The following is a 21,818-nucleotide window of genomic DNA, read 5'->3' on the forward strand; positions in this document are numbered from 1 at the left end:
CTTTAACGAAAGGTTTAACATATTGAGGTGGGATTAATCGAACGTCATGACCGTGCTCCATACAGAGGCGGCCTAACCAATGCGCACCACCACAGGCTTCAAATGCAATCAGACACGGCGGTAGTTGAGCGATAAAAGTTATGAGTTTTTGACGAGAAAGTTTCTTTTTACAGACTTGTTGATCGTGGGAGTCACAACCGATTAAATGAAAAGAAGACTTGCCTAAATCGATTCCAAGGACTTTGATATACATGAGATGGTTCTCCTTGTTGGTTTCGTCACCTTTCCAGCATAGCTGGTTAAAAGCGAGGGGAACCATCTCATTAAACCGCTGGATTAGCAGCGGTTTTTTAGTGTATCGATCGACCATATAAAGCGCTTAGCCAAGAAATAGCTTATAAGCCGGGTTGTTGGTTTCTTCCCAGAAGTTATAGCCGATCTCATGCAAAAACTCTTTTACCTGATCTCGTTCTGCTTCCGGCACTTGCATGCCGACCAGTACGCGTCCATAGGCAGCGCCGTGGTTGCGGTAGTGGAACATGGAGATGTTCCAGCGGCCACCTAATGTACTAAGAAACTTCATCAGGGCGCCGGGGCGCTCAGGAAATTCAAAGCGGTACACGACTTCATTAGAAACGCTCTCAGGCGCATGCCCACCTACCATATAGCGCACATGCAGTTTTGCGGTTTCGTCATCCGTGAGATCAACTACCTCTTCCAGATGTTCACGCAGCTCTTCGAGCAGCTCTTCTTTGCCGTCATTGTTCGGCTTAATTTGAATACCGGCAAAAACGACCGCTAATGTGTCATCACTGTAACGGTAGTTGAATTCCGTGATATTGCGCTTACCCAGTGCCGTAATAAACTTCTTAAAGCTACCGGGTTTTTCAGGAATTTTCGCAGCAATGATGGCTTCACGTTTTTCACCCAGTTCTGAGCGTTCTGCGATATGACGTAAACGATCAAAGTTAACGTTCGCGCCTGAATCAATCGCGATCAGTGTTTTTGCTTCACACTTTTCACGCTCAACATATTTTTTTAGTCCGGCAACCCCTAGCGCACCCGCAGGTTCGCAGATAGAACGGGTATCATCGTATATATCTTTGATTGCAGCGCAGATCTCATCAGTGGTAACAGTGATGACTTCATCAACATAATCACGACAAATTTCGAACGTGTTTTTTCCAATTTGAGCGACAGCAACGCCGTCTGCGAAAATACCGACCTGCGATAAAGTAACGCGTTTATTCGCTTTGATTGCCGCGGCTAAGCAGGCAGAGTCTTCAGACTCTACGCCAATAATTTTAGTTTCTGGTCGAAGGTACTTCACGTACGCTGCGATACCTGCAATTAATCCGCCGCCGCCTACCGGAACAAAGATGGCATCAATCGGGCCGGATTCCTGGCGCAGGATCTCCATCGCGACGGTGCCTTGGCCGGCAATGACATCAGGATCGTCAAAGGGGTGTACATAAGTCATCCCTTTTTCGGCAACCAATTTCTGCGCATGAGCAGACGCTTCGTCAAAAGTATCACCATGCAAAACAACTTTACCCCCTAGCCGGCGTACATTACTCACCTTCAGCTCGGGTGTTGTCTTGGGCATGACAATGGTCGCTTTCACACCGAGGTGTCTCGCTGCCATCGCCAGCCCTTGGGCGTGGTTACCCGCCGACGCTGCAATCACACCGTTGGCACGCTCTTTTGCTGTGAGTTGACGCATTTTGTTATAAGCGCCACGGATTTTGAATGAAAATACCGGTTGCAGATCTTCACGTTTCAGTAAAACCCGGTTATTCAGGCGTTCCGTTAGTCCTCTGGCTTCATCCAGCGGGGTTTCGACCGCGACGTCATAGACACGCGCTTCGAGAATTCTTTTGATGTATCGGTGAGCCATAATGAAAGTACAATCAATAGAGTAGAGGCGAATGGCTTGTTTATCAGTCAATCCTGAATGATTTCACAAGAAGAGCGGGAAATCCTACAAGTTGTAGCCCTTTTCGTCTACAAGCGAAGGCCAATGCTGCGTATAATTTACACAAATTCTTCATAAATGAGATGTGAAACAGCATGACACAAGATGAAATGAAGTTAGCCGTAGCCCAGGCGGCTGTTGAATATATTCGCCCACGCTTAGGACGTGAAACAATTGTCGGCGTAGGCACGGGCTCTACAGCAAACTTTTTCATCGATGAATTGGCAAAAGTGAAGCACATGTTTGATGGTGCCGTTGCCAGTTCGCAAGCCACAGCGGATCGCTTAAAAGGGCATGGTATTACCGTGTTTGATCTGAATGCAATTAATGAACTGGAAGTCTATGTGGATGGCGCCGACGAATTTGATGCACGCTTAAATGTTGTCAAAGGGGGTGGTGGTGCATTAACCCGTGAAAAGATTGTTGCCGCCGTTGCTAAAGAGTTCGTCTGTATTGTTGACTCGACTAAACAGGTCGATGTGCTCGGTGACTTCCCGTTACCGGTAGAAGTGATTCCAATGGCGCGTTCCTATGTGGCGCGTGAGTTGGTGAAGCTGGATGGTATGCCGGTGTATCGTCAGGGTTTTGTGACGGACAATGGTAACGAAATTCTGGATGTTCATGATCTGTCGATTGTTGACCCTAAAGGACTGGAAGGTATCCTGAATAATATCGTTGGCGTGGTAACTAATGGATTATTTGCGCAGCGCGGTGCTGATGTGATTTTGATGGGTACACCTGACGGCGTACAAAACATCAAATAAGCATAAGGTGCTATTAGTTAAGGTTAGGTAGTTAAGGTTAGATAGTTAAGTGTAGATAGTTCAATAGTTGGTAAAAGCATAGTAAAAAAAATGCCGCTAAATGAAAGCGGCATTTTTATACGTTTAATAAACGCCTCATAGAGAACAGTTTATTAATAATTAGCGGTTTACCACTGTACGACTTTTGTCAGGGCAATGCTGACAGGCATTGTGACCCATGCTAACGCAATCAGATTAATTACAATCCAGCTATAACCGGAAGCGTCACGAAACTTCTCATCATGATGAGCCATTATATTTACCCTAATAAATTAAAAATTGGCATAACACTGTATGTTTTAGTGGCCGAATAATAGCAGGAAACGTTACTTTTTTATAGCTTTTTAGAATAACCATGGTGTTTGTAATGACATCATGAAAAAGTCTGCCAACCTTGTTTTTTTAAGTTCTGTATTTATCATTCGGCTTTGAAAGCTCTATTCGTTTTCTTTTCGTCAGCTTCCTCTTGCTATTAACTTTGCCCGCACTGCTTATGAATTCTTCTATGAATAAAAGGATTGATAGTTAATGACGAATTCAGCTCAACATCAGGGAAAACAGTGTAAGCTTTTTTGTATGTCATCCAGCCCACCTGTCGTCTATCCTTGTTGATAGTGTGAGTGAGTGATCCAGATGCTTTTTTGATCTAATGAGGGACGTTATGCGAGTCATTTTATCGATGTTGGTGGTAATCGCTTTAGGGCTATACTCCCTACCTTACCTGATTCGGGATCAGGTAGTGATCTGGCTTAAAGGGCAGGGCGCTGAACATGTTTCTTTTGAAAAAGTCGACATACACTGGCTTAGCGGAAGCGTGGAGCTGATAGAACTCAAAGCAGACTCTGAGGGTGTGCCGCCGATGCGGGTGGGGCACTTGAAAGTGACGCTCGATTACCCTTCGTTATTCGAGAAGCGAATTCTGATCAATGAGGTTATTCTTTCTGATGTGGCCAGTGGCCTCTATCAACAAGGGGATGATCTGTGGCTTGGACCGGTTAACCTATCTCAATTCAATACGACAGAGCCGTCTGTTAAAGAGCCTGAGAGCCCCCCTTCAGAATGGCGGGTCGGTATAGCCAATGTGCGTTTACATCACATTAACTGGGCATTGAATCTTCCGCAGCATCAGCAGCAGATCGTCATTGATAATGCGGGTTTGAATTCGCTTTACCAATGGGATGAAACAGCATCAACTCAAGTCACGCTCAATGGATTACTCAACGGCTCAAAAATAGAGCTGAATTCAGCCGCGGTTCCTTTGCCTGAACAGAAAACATCGACGATTAAGTTAGTGCTGGATCGGTTTCCATTAGAGAGTGTCGCTAAAGCCTGGGTGCCGCAGTTGAAAGGGTTTCTGACCACCAATCTTGAACTGAAGCTCGATCTTACCGGTGGCAGTGGGCAGTTGTTACATTCGGGCAGCTTCAGTCTTGATGAGTTTTCATGGAAGGATAAGCAAATCAATGTCTCGGATAAGCACCTTGAGTGGTCCGGCAAAGGCGCTGTTAAGCTGGCCGAAAGTTCGTTGCAGAATGTTTCTCTAGAGGGGGCGATTCAGAGCAGTGGGTTAAAGCTGGAGCAAGGTAAACAGCTTGCTTTGTTGATGTCGCAATTTAGCTGGCAAGGAGGTGTTGATCTTGGCTTTGATGGGTCGGCGTTGAGTAGCATTAAAGGGCCGCAAAAGCTCAGCATTAAAAATCTGGACTTTAGTCAAGCGGATCAACGCATCAGCGCTGCCAGCGTGTCGCAGCAAGGTCCGTTAAATTTATCCTTTACAGAAAACTTGCCGAAACAGCTGAATAGTCAGTTGATGCTTAATATCGATACGCTGGGGCTGAAAAACCCTCAGATCGATCTGGCAGCCGCGCAACTCTCTTTAGTATCACCATTGAAAATTTCCTGGAAGGGCGCAGAGTTGGCAGGCATTACGGCAGCTCCGGCTATTACTTTACAAAAGCTGCAGCTATCACAAGACGGACGCCTTGCAGTGGCATTGGACTCCGCCGATATGGCGGCTGTGCTGGCTAATATGTCAGTGAGCCAGCCTGTCATTGAAAAAGTCCGTCTGAAGACCTCCGCGCTGAGTGTGTCGACCTTAAAAGAGCCGCTGCAGTTGCTTGAACTAGGTTCGATCGGACTGGTTAACGGGCTTTACTCAACGAAAAAGATCAGTGCAGCACAGTTAACCTTCACGGGGCTTAAAGCGAATTATAAACAAGGCCAGCAGCCGATGAGTACGATCGGTGAATTGCAGCTTAAAGGGCTGTTATTAACGGATCTAAATCGTTTAGTGGTCGATGATGTCCGTATAAAAGATACACAAACCTACGTATCGGTTACGAATAAGCAGGGTATTAAAGAGATTGAGCGGCTGACGCTTGCGCTGGCAACACTGGGAGAAGGTACGCCGGGGCAGGGAAAAGAAAATAACGCAAAAACTACGACTACAACTACAACTACGACAAAGGCAGAAAACCAGGAAGCAGCCTTTAGCGTACGTGTGGGGCAGTTGTTGATGACGAGTAAAAACATCATCAATATCGAAGATTATAGCGTTAAGCCGGCCTTTAAATCGGTTCTGGATATTCAGGAACTGACCGTTGAAAAAGTGGATAGCGCTAAAGCAGAATTAAGTCCGTTCAAGCTGCAGGCCACAATTAACACTCATGCAAAATTAACGGCTTCCGGAAAAATGAATTTGCTGGGCGGCACCAGGAATGGTAACTGGAAGCTGGATATTAAAAATGCAGAACTGCCGGTGGTGAGTCCTTACGCCGGAAAATATGTTGGTTATTTTTTACAAAGTGGACAGATGGATTTCAGTAGCAGCGGGACGCTTAAGGAGGGTGTGCTGGCCGGAAAAAACCGTATTAAACTGAATCGTCTTGAAGTGCAGCCTGCACAGACACAGGCCACGGATGAGTTTAACAGTAAGCTCAGTATGCCATTAGGCACCGCTATCTCGGTACTGCAGGATAGTGACGATAATATCAAGTTGGATCTGCCGGTTGAAGGCTCGCTGGATGACCCTCAGTTTGGCTATCAGGATATTGTTAATCGTTTGGCCACTAAAGGGCTGAAGAAAGCCGCTTTTAGTTTCCTGACGAAAGCGCTGCAACCCTATGGCGCATTGATTTCGATCGCTAGCACCGCGATTGATGCGAATAAATCGGGTGCGTTTATTACATTAGCGCCGGTAAATTTCACGGCGGGTACGAGTACTGTTGCAGCGGATATGAGTGGCTATCTGGGCAAAATTGCTGAGATGATGAGCTCGCGTAAAGCCTTGCGTCTGAATATCTGCGGCAATGCAGTGAAGGATGATCGCATTGCCTTATCAGCGCTGCTTGAAAAAGAGAATAAGGCAAAAGCCAAGCCCCTGCCGCCAGCAGAGCTGGAAGTGCTTATGTTGGAGCGCTTACAAGGACTGGCCGTTGCCCGTGGCGCGCAGGTGACCAGTTTGCTGTTAGAAAAGGGAGTGGCGAAAGACCGTCTATTCTCCTGTTTCCCGGTTCCGAACCTTAAGAGTGACGAGTTGAAACCGGGTGTGGTGTTGGCACTGTAAGCCGCGTGTCCCCCTGTGTATGCTGTGCAGGCTTTACAGCAGGGGGGATGGTAACTATTCTCCGCCTTTGAGTAATCGGTAGCTGCTGGGCAGAGACAGTGCCCGGCGTGTCAGCAACCCTGTTAGTGTAAATAGCAGGGTTGCCAGCAGCGGCAGCGTCAGCCAGAGGAACAGATGGAATTGAGGCTCAAGCTTTAGCAGGCTTTGATAGACCAGATAAAGCAGCGTTTCACTCATCATGCTGGCCAGCAAGCCGCAGCTTAACCCCATCAAAAGATATTCAAGTAGGTCGAGTTGGCGTGTTTGCTTCCCGGAAGCACCCAGTGTACGTAGCAGCGCGACTTCAAAGCGGCGTTGCAGCAAGTCTTGCTGCAAGGTTGTAATCACCAGAATTAAGCCGCTTAACAGCGTTAATAATAAAATCAGCGAAGCACTGTCGCTGAGCTTGTTAATCAGATCCTGTGCTTGCAGTATCAGCTGTTCTACATCGATGAGTGTCAATGAAGGAAACTCATTCAGCAGCGCTGAAGTCGCCCCTTTATGTTCAGCATCAATTTTAAAGCTGGTGATGTAGGTTGTCGGTAGATGGTCAATAGCGCCGGGTGAAAAAATCACATAAAAGTTCGGTCGTAAGGAGCCCCACTCGACGCCTCTGATACTGGTAATTTCTCCGCTGAACAGGTCGCTACCGACGCGAAATCCCAGCTCATCACCCAGCTTAAGTGATAACTCGTCTGCCATCGATTGTTCAATAGAGATGGCGTTATCGGCGCTGCTCCATGCTCCCTGATTTAAGGTGTTGTGTGGCGGGATTTGGTTGCCCCATGTCAGATTCAGCTCGCGATTGAGTGTATTGTGACGGCGTTGCTGGGGTGTAAAAGCTTGTGCCGGCTTTTCTCCGTTCAGGGATTCAATACGCCCTCTGATGATCGGATACAGCGTAGAAGGGATTTTCTGCTCATCCAGCCATTGAGTAACCGAGGCTTTCTGCCACGGTTGGATGTTGATAATAAATTGGTTTGGCGTGTCGTCTGGTAGTTGTCCTTGCCATTCGCTGAGCATGTCCTGGCGGGCAAAGAACAGCACCGTCATCAAGGTCAGCAGCAGCGACAATACACCCCCTTGCAGGCGGTGCCAGTGGCGTTGTTGTCTAATGCGCAGTGTCAGTAAAGGAAATAAGCGGATTCTGCCTTTTAGGCCGAGGTTGATTCGATAGATCAGGAACTGTACGCCCCAGCCTGCGATCATTCCTGCCACTAACAGACCGATAGTCAGTAGTGCTGCAAATAGGACAGATTCAACAAACAAGGCAATTAATAAAAACAGCACGATAGGGGTTAGCCAGTAAAGTAATTTATGCGTGCTGGCTTGTTCATTGCCTTGGCGTATCAGGGCCAAAACGGATGTCTGTCCCAGCGGTAATAAGGTGGCCAGCCCTGCGACCATCAAAATCGCACCTGCCAATAATGGACTGCTGACTAAAGACAGCATACTCAGAGCAGGCAGTGGCTGAGGTAGCAGCGAGCCGAGCTTCCATAGGATAATCTGGTGTAACCCTAAGCCTGCCAGAGTGCCGGGAATAGCGGCCAGCAGCCAACCAAGGAAGAGTTGAATGCTGAATAATTGAAATAGCTGCTTGCGCGATAAGCCCAGACTCATTAACAGGGCTGTGCGACTCTGCTGATCTGCACTGAAGCGCCTCAGGCTTAGATAGATAGCGAAAGAACCCAGTAGCAGAGCGAACAAGGCGCTGAGTTTAAGATACTGTCCGGCGTTGCCTACCGCGTTGCGTCTCACTGGCTGGTCGCCTTTTGCGGTATAGAGGCGCTGGCCCTTCTCCAGTGTAGATGTAAAGGTTCGTTCTGCAGTCTTTATCTGCTCGGGTGTGCCCGCAAACAGCTGGCGAAACTCAGCCTGGCTGCCAGGAGCTAATACGCGGGTTGCTGCCAGATCAGCGTCACGCATCAGAATGTGAGGATTAAAACTGCGAAACCCTCTGCCTCTGTCCGGGCTGCTAATCAGTACGCTTTCTACGCGGAATTTACTGTAACCAATATTAACAAAATCGCCGATCTTAATGTTCAGGCGGGTCAGTACTGATGCTTCGACCCAGACTGAATTACGACTGGGTAGTGAGGCATTTTGCGGCGGTTCGGTGATCACTTTACCGCGTAACGGGTACGGATCACGGACGGCTCGAATGGAGCTGAGCAGCATTGCGTTTTCTGTTTCGACCATGCTGGTAAATTGCGTTACCGAGGTGGAAGTAAGGCCGAGTGCGTTTGCCTGGCTTAATCTTTCAATAGGCAGTGCGCGCTGGCTACTGATGATCAGGTCTGCTCCCAGAATCTCGGCGCTGCGGTTAACCAGGCTTTTTTGTAAGCGATCGCCGGTCAGGCTCAATAAGGTGATTAGGCTGGTCATCAAAAATACAGAGATCAGCAGCGCTCTGCCGTCGGGTCGGCGCCCTTGAGTTTTTAATTGGCGTAACGCCAGCATTGAGATCATTAGCGAACGCCCTCGATCAGGAGTCCCTGCTCCAACCGGAACTGCCGGTCACAGCGTGAAGCCAGTGCCGCATCGTGTGTAATCAGTACCAGTGTGGTGTCTTGTTGCGCATTAAGTTCGAATAGCTGCGTGATAATGTTTTCACCGGTTTCAGTGTCCAGGTTGCCGGTCGGTTCATCGGCAAATAAAATTGTCGGATGCGTCACAAAGGCGCGGGCAATAGCAACGCGTTGTTGTTCACCGCCAGACAACTGGGCGGGATAATGCCCTTGGCGATCAGACAAGCCAACCTGGTCCAGTAAGCTTGCCGCTTTTTCGGTCGCCTGCTTATCACCCCGAATGTCCAGTGGCAGTTGTGTATTCTCCAGCGCCGTTAACTCCGGTAATAGGTGGAATGACTGGAAAATAAAGCTCAGATTTTTTGCGCGCCATGCGGAACCGTCAGTGTCAGATAATGTGCTTATATCAGTTCCCAGTAGTTTTACCGATCCCGTGGACGGGGCGTCGAGTCCGGCCAGTAAGCTTAACAGGGTTGATTTACCGGCACCCGATTGGCCTATAATTGCAACACTCTCTCCGCGTTGGATGGCGAGCGATAAATCGTTAAATAAACGGATCACACCGGCTTGAGTTACGAAGGTTTTTGCGAGATGGTGTGCTTCAATGGCAAAAGAGGTGTTTAAGGAGATGTTATCAGGCATGGCGATCATCCGTTTATTAGTACTAGTGTCCGTTATTGTCAGTAGCAGTGTCTCTGCCAGAACCCTGTTGGTTCTGGGAGATAGTTTGTCTGCTGCTTATGGTATTAGCCCTGAGCAGGGCTGGGTTGCACTACTCGAGACAAGGCTGCAACAAGAGTATGCCGATATTCGTGTGGTTAATGCCAGTATCAGTGGTGAAACAACACAGGGAGGCATAACCCGATTGCCCGCTCTCATAAAGAGACATCAGCCTGACTGGATAGTTCTGGCATTAGCCGCTAATGATGGTTTACGCGGTATGCCATTGGGGATAATTGAACGTAATATCACCACCTTGATAGAGCTTTCGGAAGACGCTGAAGCGAAACCTTTACTCGTAGGGATTCGCTTACCGCCCAACTATGGTGTTTCTTATACTGAGCGCTTTTATACGCTTTTTGAAACGCTGGCACAGCAGTATCAGATCAGTCGGGTACCTTTTTTGCTGGACGGCGTAGCTTTACAGGAAACCCTGATGCAGTCGGATGGTTTACACCCCAATGCCAAGGCGCAGCCGTTGTTGTTAGAGAATGTATGGCCCTTTTTACAGCCACTGCTGGGTGACTAGCGGGTGGGCAGTTGTTAGGATGAAACTTGTTGTGAAATGATAAAGGTGAGCTATGGATTGGTATCTTAATGTTATCCGAAAATACACAGTATTCTCAGGACGTGCATCACGGGAAGAGTATTGGTATTTCATGCTGATAAATATTCTGTTCACCATTGTTGTGGGGTTTATCGATCGTTCGATGGGCTGGGGGCATGCTTCCGGCGCAGGAATGTTGAGTGGGCTTTACTCTCTGTTTATTTTCTTACCGAGTCTGGCGGTGAGTATACGGCGTTTGCATGACACCAGCCGCTCTGGCTGGTGGGCGCTGATTGTACTGGTGCCATTGTTGGGTTGGATAGTGCTGTTGGTGATGATGGCATTGCCCAGTCATACCGATAATGAATACGGCCCTCGTAGCACGCATGTATAATCCATCAAGGTTCAAGTGCTTTACGCTGTTGGCTGCTGTTGCTGTGCTTCAGGGGTGCAGCACGATGAATCAATCTGAGTGTCTTCATGCTGATTGGCATTTAATCGGCCAGGCCGATGCATCAAAAGGTGTGCACTCCTCTGTTCTGGATGAGTATCGCAATGATTGTGCAGAATATGCGGTGGTGCCGTCGCGACAAGATTATCATCTGGGTTATCAGCAAGGGTTGAAGCAGTTTTGTACTCGCACCAGCGGCTTCTTTTATGGGAAAAAAGGCAGTAAGTATCGGGGGATTTGTCCGGCAGCGCTCGAAGCTGAATTTCTCGAAGGATATGTCCCGGGTTACGAGTTATTTATGATTAGCGATGTGATGACACGGTTAAGGATCAGCGTGACTGATGCTGAACGGGATATTCGCAAAATCAGAAAGCTTATTAGTGCCAAAGAGCAGTTGTTGATCAGTGATAAAAGCACCCCGGCTGATCGTCAGCGCTTATTGGGCGAAATAAAAAGGCATCATCGGGATATCTTCTGGTTACGCCAGGATGCCGATGATTCGCGTTTCAGGCTGATGCGGCAAAAATCAGAATACGATCATAAGTTACGCACGCTACCCTATTAACTGCAATCTTAGCGGCAATCGTAATGGATGAGTGATCCAGTCCGGTAAACAGGAAAACTAACAGGAAACCCGGGATGAAATTAGCATCATTTATAGTAAAAAAACGTTCTTGTTTCGGCTTAGTTGAAGAGGATCGTGTTTATGATTTATCCACTCAGTATCCTGATAAGCCTGACCTGAAAGCTTTATTGGCAGATTTGCCGGATATCCGCGCTATAACAAGCAAACTGTCAGATGCGGCTTCTTATCAGCTTGATGAGGTGCAGCTGTTGCCGGTGATACCGAATCCTGAAAAGATCATCTGTGTTGGGCTTAACTACGAAAGCCATCGCATCGAAACCGGCATGCCAGAAATGCAGCATCCCGTATTGTTTACCCGCTTTGCATCTACACAGGTAGCGCATGGTAAACCGATTGTGCGCCCCCATGTTTCTGAAAAGCTTGATTTTGAAGGCGAACTGGCGGTAATTATTGGGCGGGGTGGTCGTCATATCAGCCGTGAGAATTCATTCCAGCATGTCGCTGGCTATGCATGCTATAACGATGCGAGTATTCGTGATTGGCAGATGCATACCGGGCAATTCACTCCGGGTAAAAATTTCGATAATACAGGTGCTTTTGGACCCTGGATGGTCACGTCCGATGAGATTGCCGACTTAGCATCACAAACAGTCACAACGCGTTTAAACGGCGAGCAGGTTCAGCACGCAGCTTTCTCTGATTTGATTTTTGATATACCTGCATTGATCGAATATATATCTACTTTTTGCACGCTGGTGGCGGGTGATGTCATCGTCACAGGCACCCCCGGTGGTGTCGGCGTGAAACGTAAACCACGCCTTTATATGAAGCAGGGAGATGTGATTGAAGTCGAGATCAGTGGGGTTGGGGTGTTGAGAAACCCGATAATTAAAGAATCGTAGGATGATATTTATATGAAACGGGCTTGGATAGATAGGGTTTTTATGGGGTGTATGATCAATGTCTGGTGAAACGAATCTGGAAAAACTATTAGCGTCGATGGCTCCAAGCTTATCTGCTACCGAGTATGTTTTTGCTTTAGTGGCTGAAGCGGATTACCAACAGATAGCACTATTGCAGCCCATCGGTACTTTTCATGAAAAAGAAGGTATGACGGTTATTCTGACAAAAGAAAAGGCAGATGAATGCAATATTGTTTATTCGGCTGTATTCAAGTGCATCACGTTAGATGTTCATTCAAGCCTTGAAGCTGTTGGATTAACCGCGGCCGTTGCTACTCAATTAACCGCGTCTAATATTAGCGCAAATGTCATCGCTGCCTATTACCATGATCATATTTTTATTAAGTCACAAGATGCTGATAAGGCATTGTCAGCACTTAATGCGTTGGTAAAGAATGGTCTTTAGAGGTGTGCAATTGTAAGTCGATATTTACATCGCTGATTCGGACGGTGCAGATCAATAAAAAAGGCCATTGAATGTGAATTCAATGGCCTTTTTTGCATCTGTTTAATCGATGCTTTTATCTGGCTAAAACTTACGCACCAAAGTTCTGGTTTGCGAAGTCCCAGTTTACCAGCGCCCAGTAACCTTTCAGGTAGTCAGGACGAACGTTGCGGTAATCGATGTAGTAAGCGTGTTCCCACAGGTCGCATGTCAGGATAGCGCGCTGACGGTTAGTCATTGGCGTACCCGCGTTACTGGTGTTAACGATCTCCAGAGAGAAATCGTCGTTTTTAACCAACCACGTCCAGCTTGAACCGAAGTTGTTAACGGCTTTATCGTTAAATTCTGCCTGGAATTCTGCGAAAGAACCCCATTTAGACTTGATCGCATCAGCGATTGGGCCACTAGGTTCGCCGCCGCCGTTTGGAGAAAGGCTGTTCCAGTAGAACGTGTGGTTCCATATTTGAGCAGCATTATTGAAAACACCGCCTGCTGGTGCAGAGAGGATAATCTCTTCCAGAGATTTGCCTTCAAACTCAGTACCAGGAACCAAACCGTTCAGTTTAGTAACATAGGTGTTGTGGTGCTTACCGTGGTGGAAATCCAGCGTTTCAGCAGAGATGTGTGGTTCCAGGGCATCTTTAGCAAAAGGCAGTGCAGGTAGTTCAAAGCTCATTCTATTCACCTTCTTGTCGACACGTTCAGCATATCACTGTAGTTATGGACATCTATTGTTATGGACATAGGCCGGATGGCCCACGACGTATTTGTAGCTAGATGATATCACCCTTGGATTGTCTTTTCATGACACAATTTGTGTGTGATTAGGTGGGTTTGCGACTAAAGTTGGCTGCAATTTGCCGAGTCGCACCATAGAATAGCCAGCCTTCAGGTAAACTGAAGTCCCAGTCACTAAAATAAGAACAGAATTTATCATGTCTAAAGCACTACTTTGGATCTCAGCAGTATTGTTGGCGGTCTACGTGATTAAAACAGAGTATCTGGCTTCAAAAACCTATGAGCCATTTGTAGCAGGGTGTGTTGCTGCAGGTACAGCTACACAGGCTCAGTGTGAGTGTTTATCTGATTACATTCATAAACGTTATAGCGACTTGGATGTACAGGCTATTATGGATGGCCGATTGGGCGGTGAGCTACCGCGTAGCAAGGTTGAACAGGATATCCGTCAAGGATCACAGCTGTGTGCGAATCCTTAACGTTTTTCTGAGAGGAAAAACCCGCTATTGGCCTTCAACAGCAAGGAAGTGGCGGGTCATATACAGAGCCGCAATCGCCCGCCCTTCTGTAAATTCATCTTGCAGAACCAGCTCGTCAAGCCGGGCTAGCGGCCAGCGAATAACCTCCATGGGTTCCGGCTCGTCTCCCTCAAGCTTACAGGGATAAAGGTCGCGGGCAATGATGACGGTAATACGGTGGCCCATGTAGTTGGGCGCCGCCGTCATCTTTTTTAATGTATGTAAGCGATTAGCACCAAATCCCGCTTCCTCTTTTAATTCGCGGTCTGCCGCAATATGAGGTGTTTCACCCGGATCGATCAATCCTTTGGGCAGGGTTAGGGTGTAATCTTCGATGCCTCCTGCATATTCTCTGATTAGAATCACATGCTCTTGTGCATCCACTGCAACGATCATGACAGCACCGTTACCGCGCGATGCTAGTCGCTCATATGTTCTTTCAACACCGTTACTGAAGCGCAGTTTCAGCTCTTCTACCTGAAAAAGACGGCTGCGTGCGGTGGGAGTGACCTTCAAAACCTCGGGTTTCACGGGCATACTGGTGTCCATTCTGATGGATTGATATAAAAGGCATTAACGTGATTGTACCTGCTACGCTGGATTGGTCCAATATTGATACTGTGTTGTTAGATATGGATGGCACATTACTGGATCTGCATTTTGATTCTTACTTTTGGCTGGAGCATCTGCCAACCCGTTACGCGGATATTCATCAAATGGACGCGCAGGCCGCACGAGACTGGTTGCACACGCGTATTATGCAGGAGCAGGGCACACTGAATTGGTACTGTTTGGATTACTGGTCGCGTGAATTGAACGTTGACATTGTCGCTTTAAAAAAAGAAGTGGCAGACCGTATCGCTTTCAGACCGCATGTGCAGGATTTTCTACAAAAAGTCCGGGAGGCATCATTGCGGGCTGTGATTGTGACAAACGCACATCGGGGCAGTCTTGCGTTGAAACTGGATAAAACTGATTTGGCAGATAGAGTCGATGCCATCGTTTGCTCCCACGATTTTGGTTTGCCTAAAGAAGATCCGGCATTCTGGGCGAAACTGCAGAAAGTTGAACCTTTTAACCCGCGAAGGACTCTGTTGATAGATGATAGTTTGTCGGTACTGGCATCGGCGCAAGCCTACGGTATCCGTTACCTGCTAGCGATATCTCAGCCTGACAGTCAGCACCCGGCACGTGAGATTGATGAATTTGCTGCAGTTGAACACTTTAATGAACTTGAGCCCGGAGGTTTAAAGGATGACTGATCAAGCGAAAATTCGTCTGGATAAGTGGTTGTGGGCGGCTCGTTTTTATAAAACCAGAGCGATTGCAAAGCAGATGGTTGAAGGTGGCAAGGTGCACTATGAAGGGCAGCGGGCAAAGTGCAGCAAAATAGTGGAATTAGGTGCCTCGTTGCAGATCCGCCAGGGCTTTGATCAGCGGGTTGTGATTGTTAAAGCTTTGTCCGAACAGCGTCGCGGTGCGGTTGAAGCGCAGCTGTTGTATGAAGAAACAGCGGAGAGTATCGAGCGACGGGAAAAAGAGACGTTACAACGTAAAGCGATGAAGGGCGCTGAATTGAGCCCCGGGCATAAACCTGATAAGCGCAGCCGTCGCCAGCTATTGGAAGTGAAAGAGTTGCAAAGAGGCTGACTGTCAGGAATCTTAAAAGGTTTGTGATAAAATAGCGGGTAATAATTTCTGTTTATAAGTGAGAAGCTGGCGATATGAGTAACCCTGATCAAATTCAGCGTATTTTATTCGATGATCTCGATATTCGAGGTGTGTTGGTTGGGTTGGATAAAACCTATCAGGATATTTTGGCGCTGCATGAGTACCCACCTGCCATTCGCAATGCGTTGGGTGAAATGCTGGCGGCGGTTGCTCTGCTGAGTACGACGCTGAAGTTTGAAGGGCGTCTGTTGTTACAAGCACAGGGCAGCGGAAATGTCAGTGCCTTGATGGCGGAAGTGAATAACAAACGTCAGTGCAGAGGCATCGCACGATATGAAGGCGAGATCGATGATAATGCCAGCATTATTGATCTGATTGGCGATGGCCATCTGGTGATTACGATCGAGCCGGAAGCCGGGCAGCGTTATCAAGGGATTGTGCCTTTGGAGAAAACAACCCTGGGTGATTGTTTAACCGATTATTTCATCCGGTCTGAGCAGTTGCCAACTCAAATTCATCTGGTGGCGGATGAAAACCGGGCGGCGGGATTTTTGTTGCAGGTCATGCCTGCAGCCGGTACGGCAGAAAATGATTGGGGCCACATCGAGCAGATCGGAGCAACGCTGAAAGCGGAGGAGTTGCTGACATTAGATAATGAGACATTACTCTTTCGTCTATTTCATCAAGAGCAGTGTCGCCTTTATGAACCCGATTCTGTTGAGTTCAAATGTGATTGCTCGCGAGAGCGCAGTGCCAATACCTTGCTGTTTATGACTCAGGATGAGCTTCTTGAAATCATTGAAAAACAAGGTCTTATTGATGTAGGTTGTCAGTTTTGTCATGCGCATTATACGTTTGACGAGACAGATATACGTGCCATGTTTTCAGATTCGGCGCATGTGCCTAAATCAGATCAGATTCATTGAAAAGGCAGGGATGGATGTCGAACGGCGTAACTGATGTTTTGCGCATGGCATAAATCACTGCTTTTTGTAATAATACGCATCCCCAAATAATTACTCACTGTCGATTACACGCAGAATAAAGGGGTTTTTTGCTTTTTAGGTAACGTTTTTTGGCGCTGAGCCAAGGGAATCCAGTAATGACCAAAGAAACTCAGAATACCGTACACTTTAATCTGACCCGTGCTGAGCTCGTGGAACAGGCAATCAGCCGTGGCGAAGGTACGTTGGCAGATACCGGCGCTCTGGTTGTCACTACCGGTAAGCGCACAGGGCGTTCTCCAATGGATCGCTTTATCGTAGAAGAGCCAAGCACCGCAGACGCGATTGACTGGGGTAATATCAATCGTCCATTCGATGCTGAAAAATTTGACGCTTTATGGAATCGCGTTGAAGAATATATGGCCGACAAAGAACATTTCGTTTCACATGTTCATGTAGGGTCTGATCCAAGCCAGTACCTGGCTGTGAAAATGTCGACAGAAACAGCGTGGCAGAACCTTTTTGGTCAGAACCTGTTTATTCGTCCAAACGAATACAATCCTAAATCCAAAGAAGAATGGCAGATCATCAATGCTGCTAACTTTGAATGTGTACCTGAGCGTGATGGCACCAACAGCGAAGGCTGTGTCATTCTTAACTTTGCTAAGCGTAAAGTTTTGCTGGCGGGTATGCGCTATGCGGGTGAAATGAAGAAAGCAATGTTCTCTGTACAGAACTTCCTGCTTCCTGAAAAAGATGTTCTGCCGATGCATTGTTCAGCGAACATTGGCGAAGATGGCAATACAACGTTGTTTTTCGGTCTATCCGGTACGGGTAAAACTACCTTGTCTGCAGATCCGACATGTTACCTGATTGGTGATGATGAGCACGGCTGGGGCAAGGGTGTTGTATTCAACCTGGAAGGTGGTTGCTATGCGAAAACAATTAACCTAAGTCAGAAAAACGAACCGATCATCTGGGATGCTATCCGTTTTGGTGCGATCGTTGAAAACGTAACCCTGGATGCGAACCGCAAAGCTGATTACGATGATACGACGCTGACTGAAAATGGTCGTTGTGCTTACCCGTTAGAGCATGTTGAAAAACGCTCTGCGACTAATATGGGTGGCGAGCCTAAAGCAGTTGTCTTCCTGACATGTGACCTGACGGGTGTATTGCCTCCCGTGTCTATTTTGACAAAAGAAGCCGCGGCTTATCACTTCTTGTCTGGATATACAGCATTAGTAGGATCTACTGAAATGGGTTCTGGTGGGGGTATTAAATCAACTTTCTCTACCTGTTTTGGTGCACCTTTCTTCCCGCGTCCTGCGCGTGAATATGCTGAATTGTTGATGAAGCGTGTTGAAGAGTTCGGCTCGCAGGTTTATCTGGTTAATACTGGTTGGACAGGCGGTTCTTACGGTACCGGTCAGCGTTTCAGCATTCCTACGACACGTGGTGTTATTGCTGCAATCCAGAACGGATCTTTGAAAGGTATCGAGACTCAGCAACTGCCGGGGATCAACCTGACTGTTCCTACGTCAGTGCCGGGTGTTGATTCAGGATTGTTGAATCCTCGTGATACCTGGGCAGATAAATCAGCTTATGATGCAGCGGCACGTGATTTGATTGGTCAGTTTGTTAACAACTTCACTAAGTTTGAAGGTGTTTCTGCTGATATTATTGCGGCAGGTCCGACAGCGTAACGGATAACTGATACAAAAAAGCCTCTGCTTACTGTGTAAGCAGAGGCTTTTTGGTTTTTGCGTGATGTGAATACGAAAGGCGGGTCTGCCTTCAGCGAATGCTGAGCTTGATATCGGCGTTCTTCAGATAGTCGATTTCCTGCTCAAGATCTGATTGCGTCAATGGATGGTTAGCTAAAGCGCCGTCAGCAAAAGAGAGAGAAAGTTTTTTACCATCTGCTTTTAATGTGACGAGCGGAATGCTTACGCCGCTGCGGCTACGGTGCAGAATAGCAGATAGTCTGAGTAGTATGCATAAGCGTTTATAAGCTTGTTTGCGGTTATCTGGCAGTTGTTTAAAGTCATCTTTAGGAAACTTGCGTCGGCTTCCGCGTACTAAAAATGAGAGCAGTTGCTGTTCGGGGTTAGTGAAGCCGGCAAGGTCGGAGTGGCGTAACAGATAGGCGCTATGCTTATGAAACTGATTGTGCGCGATGGTTAAACCGATTTCATGTGTACGAGCGGCCCAGCTAAGCATCTCCTGATAAGAGTGAGCATTCAGCTCCCAGCTGCTTTTTACTTGTGACAGAGCATTAAGGGCGGTGTGTTCAATGCGCTGCGCGTGGGATTCGTCAACGTGATAGCGCTTCATAAGTGCCGATATGGAGCGCTCTCTGATATCTTCATGGCGTAAGCGCCCCGCCATGTCATAGAGCAACCCTTCACGAAGAGCGCCATCAGAAAAAGTCATCTCTTCTATTTCAAGTGAATGGAAAAGCGCGATAAGAATGGCTAAACCTGCCGGTAAAATGGCGGTTCTTTCTGCTTTTACGCCGTCAATCTCAAGTTCTGAAAGTTTCTCGAATGACAGAATTTTCTGTTTCAGTTGTTCCAGCGCCGGGCGGGTGATGCTCTCCTCGCTAAAACCGCTGGCGATACAGGCATTTTTGATTGCCTTTATAGTGCCTGAGGAGCCTACACTGCTGGTCCATCCCAGTTTTTTAAAACGCTCGCGGATAGACAGTAGCTCACGCATAGCCGCGTGCTCTGCATGTTTGAAGTTCTTTTCAGTGATGCAGCCATCGCTGAAAAAACGGTGTGTATAACTGACGCAGCCCATGTGCAGGCTTTCCATCTCGAGGGGTTCAAAATGCTCGCCAATAATACACTCTGTACTGCCACCGCCAATATCGATTACCAGCCGTGAGCCAGTCGTATTCGCCAGAGTGTGGGATACGCCTAAATAAATCAGACGCGCTTCTTCACGGCCCGCAATTATTTCGATGGGTACGCCGAGTATCTTTTCGGCTTGCTGGGTAAAAATGTAGCTATTTGAGGATTCACGCAAAGCGCTGGTGGCTACAACTTTTACAGCATCACGTGGCAGATCACTCAGCAGCTGGGAGAAACGACTTAAGCAGGCCAAGCCGCGCTCCATGGCTTCGAAAGAAAGTCGCTTATGGGAGTCTATATCTGCTGCCAGCTGGACTTTTTCTGACATGATATCGACAGTCGATAACTCTCCTTGAGAGAGGCGAGCGACAACAACGTGAAAACTATTGGAGCCCAGGTCAATGGCGGCGAGTAGTGAATCGTCAGATACCTGATCTGCAGGGTGCTCTGTGTTCGACATTTAAGCGATCTTCTCTATTATCAATAGCAGCGTGAAAAATCACAAGAGTAGCAGAAGAGGGCGGTTTATACAGTGAATTGCGACAATGAATGGATGAAGAGAGTTCACATTTAATTCTTTCTGGTGGTATCATCAGGCTTTGTTTTGCAAGCACTCAGCGTTTCTGGTGCGTTTGGAGAGGTTAAATGAGCGAAAATATCGTTAATGTTAGTGATGCATCATTTGAAGAAGATGTCCTGAAAGCAGACAGTCCGGTTTTGGTCGACTATTGGGCAGAATGGTGTGGTCCATGTAAAATGATCGCGCCTGTGTTGGAAGAGATCGCTAAGGAGTACGACGGTCGTCTCAAAATTTGTAAATTGAATATTGATGAGAACAGCGAAACTCCACCTAAATTTGGTATCCGTGGTATTCCCACATTGATGCTTTTTAAAGGCGGTAACGTTGAAGCGACTAAAGTAGGGGCGCTGTCTAAATCCCAGTTATCTGCTTTTATCGACGCAAACCTGTAAGTTTGAGAAAAACGGAGAAGAAATAGCGGTTTTAATCATTATCTTCTCCGTTTTACTAGACACCCGCGATACAACCTTCTATATTTGTCCTGTCTGGCGCTCCTGATCAATCTTTGAGCGTTTCAGTTTTTGCATTTACTCTTTCGTATCTATCCCCTTTTTTTAATTTTCTTCCTACTCAGTTACTCACCTCAAAATATATGAATCTTACCGAATTAAAAACTAAAAGCGTTCCTGACCTTCTTGATATCGCAAAGGAAATGGGCCTCGACAACCTAGCCCGCTCTCGTAAACAAGATGTAATCTTTGCCATCCTGAAAAAACACTCTAAAAGCGGTGAAGATATTCACGGTGATGGCGTGCTGGAAATTCTCCAGGACGGCTTCGGTTTCTTGCGCTCTGCCGACTGCTCATATCTGGCCGGACCCGACGATATTTATGTTTCGCCGAGTCAGATCAGACGTTTTAATCTACGTACCGGTGATACGATTTCCGGTAAAATTCGCCCACCAAAAGACAGTGAGCGCTATTTTGCGCTGCTCAAAGTTAATGAAATTAACTTCGACCGTCCGGAAAATGCGAAAAACAAAATTCTATTTGAAAACCTTACGCCTTTATTTGCGCAAAAGCGTTTGCGCATGGAGCTGGGCAACGGCAGTACAGAAGATATTACTGCACGTATACTCGACCTGGTTAGCCCGATGGGTAAGGGCCAGCGTGCCCTGGTTGTTTCTCCGCCAAAAGCGGGTAAAACTTTGATGCTGCAGAATATTGCTAACAGCATCACTCGTAACAACCCCGAATGTCATTTGATCGTACTCTTGATCGATGAGCGTCCTGAGGAAGTAACTGAAATGCAGCGTACTGTGCGCGGCGAAGTCGTTGCTTCTACCTTTGATGAGCCGCCAGCACGCCACGTACAGGTAGCTGAGATGGTGATCGAGAAAGCGAAGCGTCTGACTGAGCACAAGAAGGATGTGGTCATTCTGCTTGATTCGATTACGCGTTTAGCGCGCGCTTACAATACGGTGATTCCTTCTTCCGGTAAAGTGTTAACCGGTGGTGTGGATGCACATGCACTGGAACGTCCTAAGCGCTTCTTTGGTGCTGCGCGTAACATCGAAGAGGGTGGTAGTTTAACGATTATAGCAACGGCGCTGGTCGATACCGGTTCGAAGATGGATGAAGTTATCTTTGAAGAGTTTAAAGGTACCGGTAACTCTGAAGTGCACCTTGACCGGAAAACAGCAGAGAAGCGTATCTATCCTGCTATTAACATCCGTCGTTCAGGTACACGTCGCGAAGACTTGCTAACGACTGAAGATGAATTGCAACGTATGTGGATTCTTCGTAAGTTGCTGGATTCTATGGATGACTCTGCGGCAACTGAGTTTGTTATCGATAAGCTGAAAGACTTCAAGACAAATGATGAGTTCTTCCAGTCGATGCGTCGAAAGTAGATTGATATATAAAGAAAAGGGTGAGCTTGTGCTTGC

The 21,818-nt window shown here is 47.3% G+C and carries 21 protein-coding genes and 1 pseudogene; 14 read left to right on the forward strand and 8 right to left on the reverse strand.

The window, feature by feature from the left end; translation table 11 throughout:
* Both BM099_RS18240 and ilvA read right to left on the reverse strand, forming a co-directional pair.
* Nucleotides 1–253: pseudogene (locus BM099_RS18240) on the reverse strand (hypothetical protein); the annotation flags it as partial.
* A 126-nt stretch (nucleotides 254–379) separates the two neighbouring features.
* Nucleotides 380–1,897, reverse strand: a complete 1,518-nt coding sequence (gene ilvA, locus BM099_RS18245) for a threonine ammonia-lyase, biosynthetic (protein ID WP_090730477.1) — start codon at nucleotides 1,895–1,897, stop codon at nucleotides 380–382.
* Nucleotides 1,898–2,070: 173 nt separating this feature from the next.
* Between ilvA and rpiA the strand changes: the two genes are divergently transcribed.
* Entirely contained in the window at nucleotides 2,071–2,739 is a 669-nt protein-coding gene (rpiA, locus tag BM099_RS18250) for a ribose-5-phosphate isomerase RpiA (protein WP_090730363.1), read from the forward strand.
* Nucleotides 2,740–2,906: 167 nt separating this feature from the next.
* Here rpiA and BM099_RS20855 read toward each other — a convergent pair whose 3' ends face one another.
* Nucleotides 2,907–3,032, reverse strand: coding sequence for a hypothetical protein (locus tag BM099_RS20855; protein ID WP_269750488.1), 126 nt, complete (start codon nucleotides 3,030–3,032; stop codon nucleotides 2,907–2,909).
* Nucleotides 3,033–3,439: 407 nt separating this feature from the next.
* On the opposite strand from BM099_RS20855, the gene BM099_RS18255 reads away from it, so the two are divergent.
* On the forward strand, nucleotides 3,440–6,343 hold the full coding sequence (locus BM099_RS18255; protein WP_177201228.1) for a DUF748 domain-containing protein: 2,904 nt from the start codon (nucleotides 3,440–3,442) through the stop codon (nucleotides 6,341–6,343).
* A gap of 54 nt (nucleotides 6,344–6,397) precedes the next feature.
* Here the strand turns inward: BM099_RS18255 and BM099_RS18260 are convergent, their stop codons facing one another.
* The gene (locus BM099_RS18260) at nucleotides 6,398–8,851 is read right to left on the reverse strand and encodes an ABC transporter permease (protein ID WP_090730368.1); all 2,454 of its coding nucleotides are present in this window, start codon (nucleotides 8,849–8,851) and stop codon (nucleotides 6,398–6,400) included.
* The gene (locus tag BM099_RS18265) at nucleotides 8,851–9,552 is read right to left on the reverse strand and encodes an ABC transporter ATP-binding protein (RefSeq protein ID WP_090730371.1); all 702 of its coding nucleotides are present in this window, start codon (nucleotides 9,550–9,552) and stop codon (nucleotides 8,851–8,853) included. The genes BM099_RS18260 and BM099_RS18265 overlap by 1 nt, the downstream gene beginning before the upstream one ends.
* Between BM099_RS18265 and BM099_RS18270 the strand changes: the two genes are divergently transcribed.
* From BM099_RS18270 to BM099_RS18290, 5 genes are all read left to right on the forward strand, one after another.
* Nucleotides 9,551–10,159 (forward strand): arylesterase, encoded by a 609-nt coding sequence (locus tag BM099_RS18270; RefSeq protein WP_090730373.1) that lies wholly within the window; start codon nucleotides 9,551–9,553, stop codon nucleotides 10,157–10,159. The genes BM099_RS18265 and BM099_RS18270 overlap by 2 nt on opposite strands.
* Nucleotides 10,160–10,211: 52 nt before the next feature.
* A complete protein-coding gene (locus BM099_RS18275) occupies nucleotides 10,212–10,571 on the forward strand; it encodes a DUF805 domain-containing protein (protein ID WP_090730376.1) in 360 nt (119 codons plus the stop codon).
* A gap of 64 nt (nucleotides 10,572–10,635) precedes the next feature.
* Entirely contained in the window at nucleotides 10,636–11,193 is a 558-nt protein-coding gene (locus BM099_RS18280) for a DUF2799 domain-containing protein (protein ID WP_177201229.1), read from the forward strand.
* 74 nt (nucleotides 11,194–11,267) lie between these two features.
* Nucleotides 11,268–12,116, forward strand: a complete 849-nt coding sequence (locus tag BM099_RS18285; protein WP_090730380.1) for a fumarylacetoacetate hydrolase family protein — start codon at nucleotides 11,268–11,270, stop codon at nucleotides 12,114–12,116.
* A gap of 58 nt (nucleotides 12,117–12,174) precedes the next feature.
* Nucleotides 12,175–12,582: an ACT domain-containing protein gene (locus tag BM099_RS18290; protein WP_090730382.1), complete on the forward strand. Its 408-nt coding sequence runs from the start codon at nucleotides 12,175–12,177 to the stop codon at nucleotides 12,580–12,582.
* Between the two features lie 130 nt (nucleotides 12,583–12,712).
* On the opposite strand, the gene BM099_RS18295 is transcribed toward BM099_RS18290, so the two are convergent.
* Nucleotides 12,713–13,297, reverse strand: a complete 585-nt coding sequence (locus BM099_RS18295; RefSeq protein WP_090730384.1) for a Fe-Mn family superoxide dismutase — start codon at nucleotides 13,295–13,297, stop codon at nucleotides 12,713–12,715.
* A gap of 259 nt (nucleotides 13,298–13,556) precedes the next feature.
* Between BM099_RS18295 and BM099_RS18300 the strand changes: the two genes are divergently transcribed.
* A complete protein-coding gene (locus BM099_RS18300) occupies nucleotides 13,557–13,838 on the forward strand; it encodes a hypothetical protein (protein WP_090730386.1) in 282 nt (93 codons plus the stop codon).
* Nucleotides 13,839–13,862: 24 nt separating this feature from the next.
* Here the strand turns inward: BM099_RS18300 and nudE are convergent, their stop codons facing one another.
* On the reverse strand, nucleotides 13,863–14,414 hold the full coding sequence (gene nudE, locus BM099_RS18305) for an ADP compounds hydrolase NudE (protein WP_090730388.1): 552 nt from the start codon (nucleotides 14,412–14,414) through the stop codon (nucleotides 13,863–13,865).
* Between the two features lie 41 nt (nucleotides 14,415–14,455).
* On the opposite strand from nudE, the gene yrfG reads away from it, so the two are divergent.
* The 4 genes from yrfG (at nucleotide 14,456) to BM099_RS18325 (ending at nucleotide 18,198) form a co-directional block, all read left to right on the forward strand.
* Nucleotides 14,456–15,139, forward strand: coding sequence for a GMP/IMP nucleotidase (gene yrfG, locus BM099_RS18310; protein ID WP_280522158.1), 684 nt, complete (start codon nucleotides 14,456–14,458; stop codon nucleotides 15,137–15,139).
* Entirely contained in the window at nucleotides 15,132–15,527 is a 396-nt protein-coding gene (gene hslR / locus BM099_RS18315) for a ribosome-associated heat shock protein Hsp15 (protein ID WP_090730390.1), read from the forward strand. Before yrfG ends, hslR begins: the two co-directional genes overlap by 8 nt.
* A gap of 74 nt (nucleotides 15,528–15,601) precedes the next feature.
* Nucleotides 15,602–16,474, forward strand: coding sequence for an Hsp33 family molecular chaperone HslO (gene hslO / locus BM099_RS18320; RefSeq protein ID WP_090730392.1), 873 nt, complete (start codon nucleotides 15,602–15,604; stop codon nucleotides 16,472–16,474).
* Between the two features lie 176 nt (nucleotides 16,475–16,650).
* Nucleotides 16,651–18,198, forward strand: a complete 1,548-nt coding sequence (locus tag BM099_RS18325) for a phosphoenolpyruvate carboxykinase (protein WP_090730395.1) — start codon at nucleotides 16,651–16,653, stop codon at nucleotides 18,196–18,198.
* A gap of 91 nt (nucleotides 18,199–18,289) precedes the next feature.
* Here BM099_RS18325 and ppx read toward each other — a convergent pair whose 3' ends face one another.
* Entirely contained in the window at nucleotides 18,290–19,810 is a 1,521-nt protein-coding gene (gene ppx, locus BM099_RS18330; RefSeq protein ID WP_090730397.1) for an exopolyphosphatase, read from the reverse strand.
* Between the two features lie 185 nt (nucleotides 19,811–19,995).
* On the opposite strand from ppx, the gene trxA reads away from it, so the two are divergent.
* Together trxA and rho are read left to right on the forward strand one after the other, a co-directional pair.
* The gene (gene trxA / locus BM099_RS18335) at nucleotides 19,996–20,322 is read left to right on the forward strand and encodes a thioredoxin TrxA (protein ID WP_090730399.1); all 327 of its coding nucleotides are present in this window, start codon (nucleotides 19,996–19,998) and stop codon (nucleotides 20,320–20,322) included.
* A 200-nt stretch (nucleotides 20,323–20,522) separates the two neighbouring features.
* Nucleotides 20,523–21,782 carry a transcription termination factor Rho gene (rho, locus tag BM099_RS18340; RefSeq protein ID WP_090730401.1) on the forward strand — a complete coding sequence of 420 codons (1,260 nt, stop codon included), beginning with the start codon at nucleotides 20,523–20,525 and terminating at the stop codon, nucleotides 21,780–21,782.
* Nucleotides 21,783–21,818: the final 36 nt, after the last annotated feature.

The organism is Neptunomonas qingdaonensis (assembly GCF_900113275.1).
Taxonomy (GTDB): Bacteria; Pseudomonadota; Gammaproteobacteria; order Pseudomonadales; family Balneatricaceae; genus Neptunomonas; species Neptunomonas qingdaonensis.

Bases quoted from the DNA above. Each gene is read 5' to 3' on its own strand.
- BM099_RS18325 (WP_090730395.1), top strand. From the start codon at position 16,651: ATGACCAAAGAAACTCAGAATACCGTACACTTTAATCTGACCCGTGCT.
- BM099_RS18290 (WP_090730382.1), top strand. From the start codon at position 12,175: ATGTCTGGTGAAACGAATCTGGAAAAACTATTAGCGTCGATGGCTCCA.
- BM099_RS18255 (WP_177201228.1), top strand. From the start codon at position 3,440: ATGCGAGTCATTTTATCGATGTTGGTGGTAATCGCTTTAGGGCTATAC.
- ppx (WP_090730397.1), bottom strand. From the start codon at position 19,810: ATGTCGAACACAGAGCACCCTGCAGATCAGGTATCTGACGATTCACTA.
- ilvA (WP_090730477.1), bottom strand. From the start codon at position 1,897: ATGGCTCACCGATACATCAAAAGAATTCTCGAAGCGCGTGTCTATGAC.
- BM099_RS18275 (WP_090730376.1), top strand. From the start codon at position 10,212: ATGGATTGGTATCTTAATGTTATCCGAAAATACACAGTATTCTCAGGA.
- rpiA (WP_090730363.1), top strand. From the start codon at position 2,071: ATGACACAAGATGAAATGAAGTTAGCCGTAGCCCAGGCGGCTGTTGAA.
- BM099_RS18270 (WP_090730373.1), top strand. From the start codon at position 9,551: ATGGCGATCATCCGTTTATTAGTACTAGTGTCCGTTATTGTCAGTAGC.
- nudE (WP_090730388.1), bottom strand. From the start codon at position 14,414: ATGCCCGTGAAACCCGAGGTTTTGAAGGTCACTCCCACCGCACGCAGC.
- BM099_RS18260 (WP_090730368.1), bottom strand. From the start codon at position 8,851: ATGATCTCAATGCTGGCGTTACGCCAATTAAAAACTCAAGGGCGCCGA.
- rho (WP_090730401.1), top strand. From the start codon at position 20,523: ATGAATCTTACCGAATTAAAAACTAAAAGCGTTCCTGACCTTCTTGAT.
- BM099_RS18280 (WP_177201229.1), top strand. From the start codon at position 10,636: ATGAATCAATCTGAGTGTCTTCATGCTGATTGGCATTTAATCGGCCAG.
- BM099_RS18265 (WP_090730371.1), bottom strand. From the start codon at position 9,552: ATGCCTGATAACATCTCCTTAAACACCTCTTTTGCCATTGAAGCACAC.
- BM099_RS18300 (WP_090730386.1), top strand. From the start codon at position 13,557: ATGTCTAAAGCACTACTTTGGATCTCAGCAGTATTGTTGGCGGTCTAC.
- hslO (WP_090730392.1), top strand. From the start codon at position 15,602: ATGAGTAACCCTGATCAAATTCAGCGTATTTTATTCGATGATCTCGAT.
- BM099_RS18285 (WP_090730380.1), top strand. From the start codon at position 11,268: ATGAAATTAGCATCATTTATAGTAAAAAAACGTTCTTGTTTCGGCTTA.
- BM099_RS20855 (WP_269750488.1), bottom strand. From the start codon at position 3,032: ATGGCTCATCATGATGAGAAGTTTCGTGACGCTTCCGGTTATAGCTGG.
- hslR (WP_090730390.1), top strand. From the start codon at position 15,132: ATGACTGATCAAGCGAAAATTCGTCTGGATAAGTGGTTGTGGGCGGCT.
- trxA (WP_090730399.1), top strand. From the start codon at position 19,996: ATGAGCGAAAATATCGTTAATGTTAGTGATGCATCATTTGAAGAAGAT.
- BM099_RS18295 (WP_090730384.1), bottom strand. From the start codon at position 13,297: ATGAGCTTTGAACTACCTGCACTGCCTTTTGCTAAAGATGCCCTGGAA.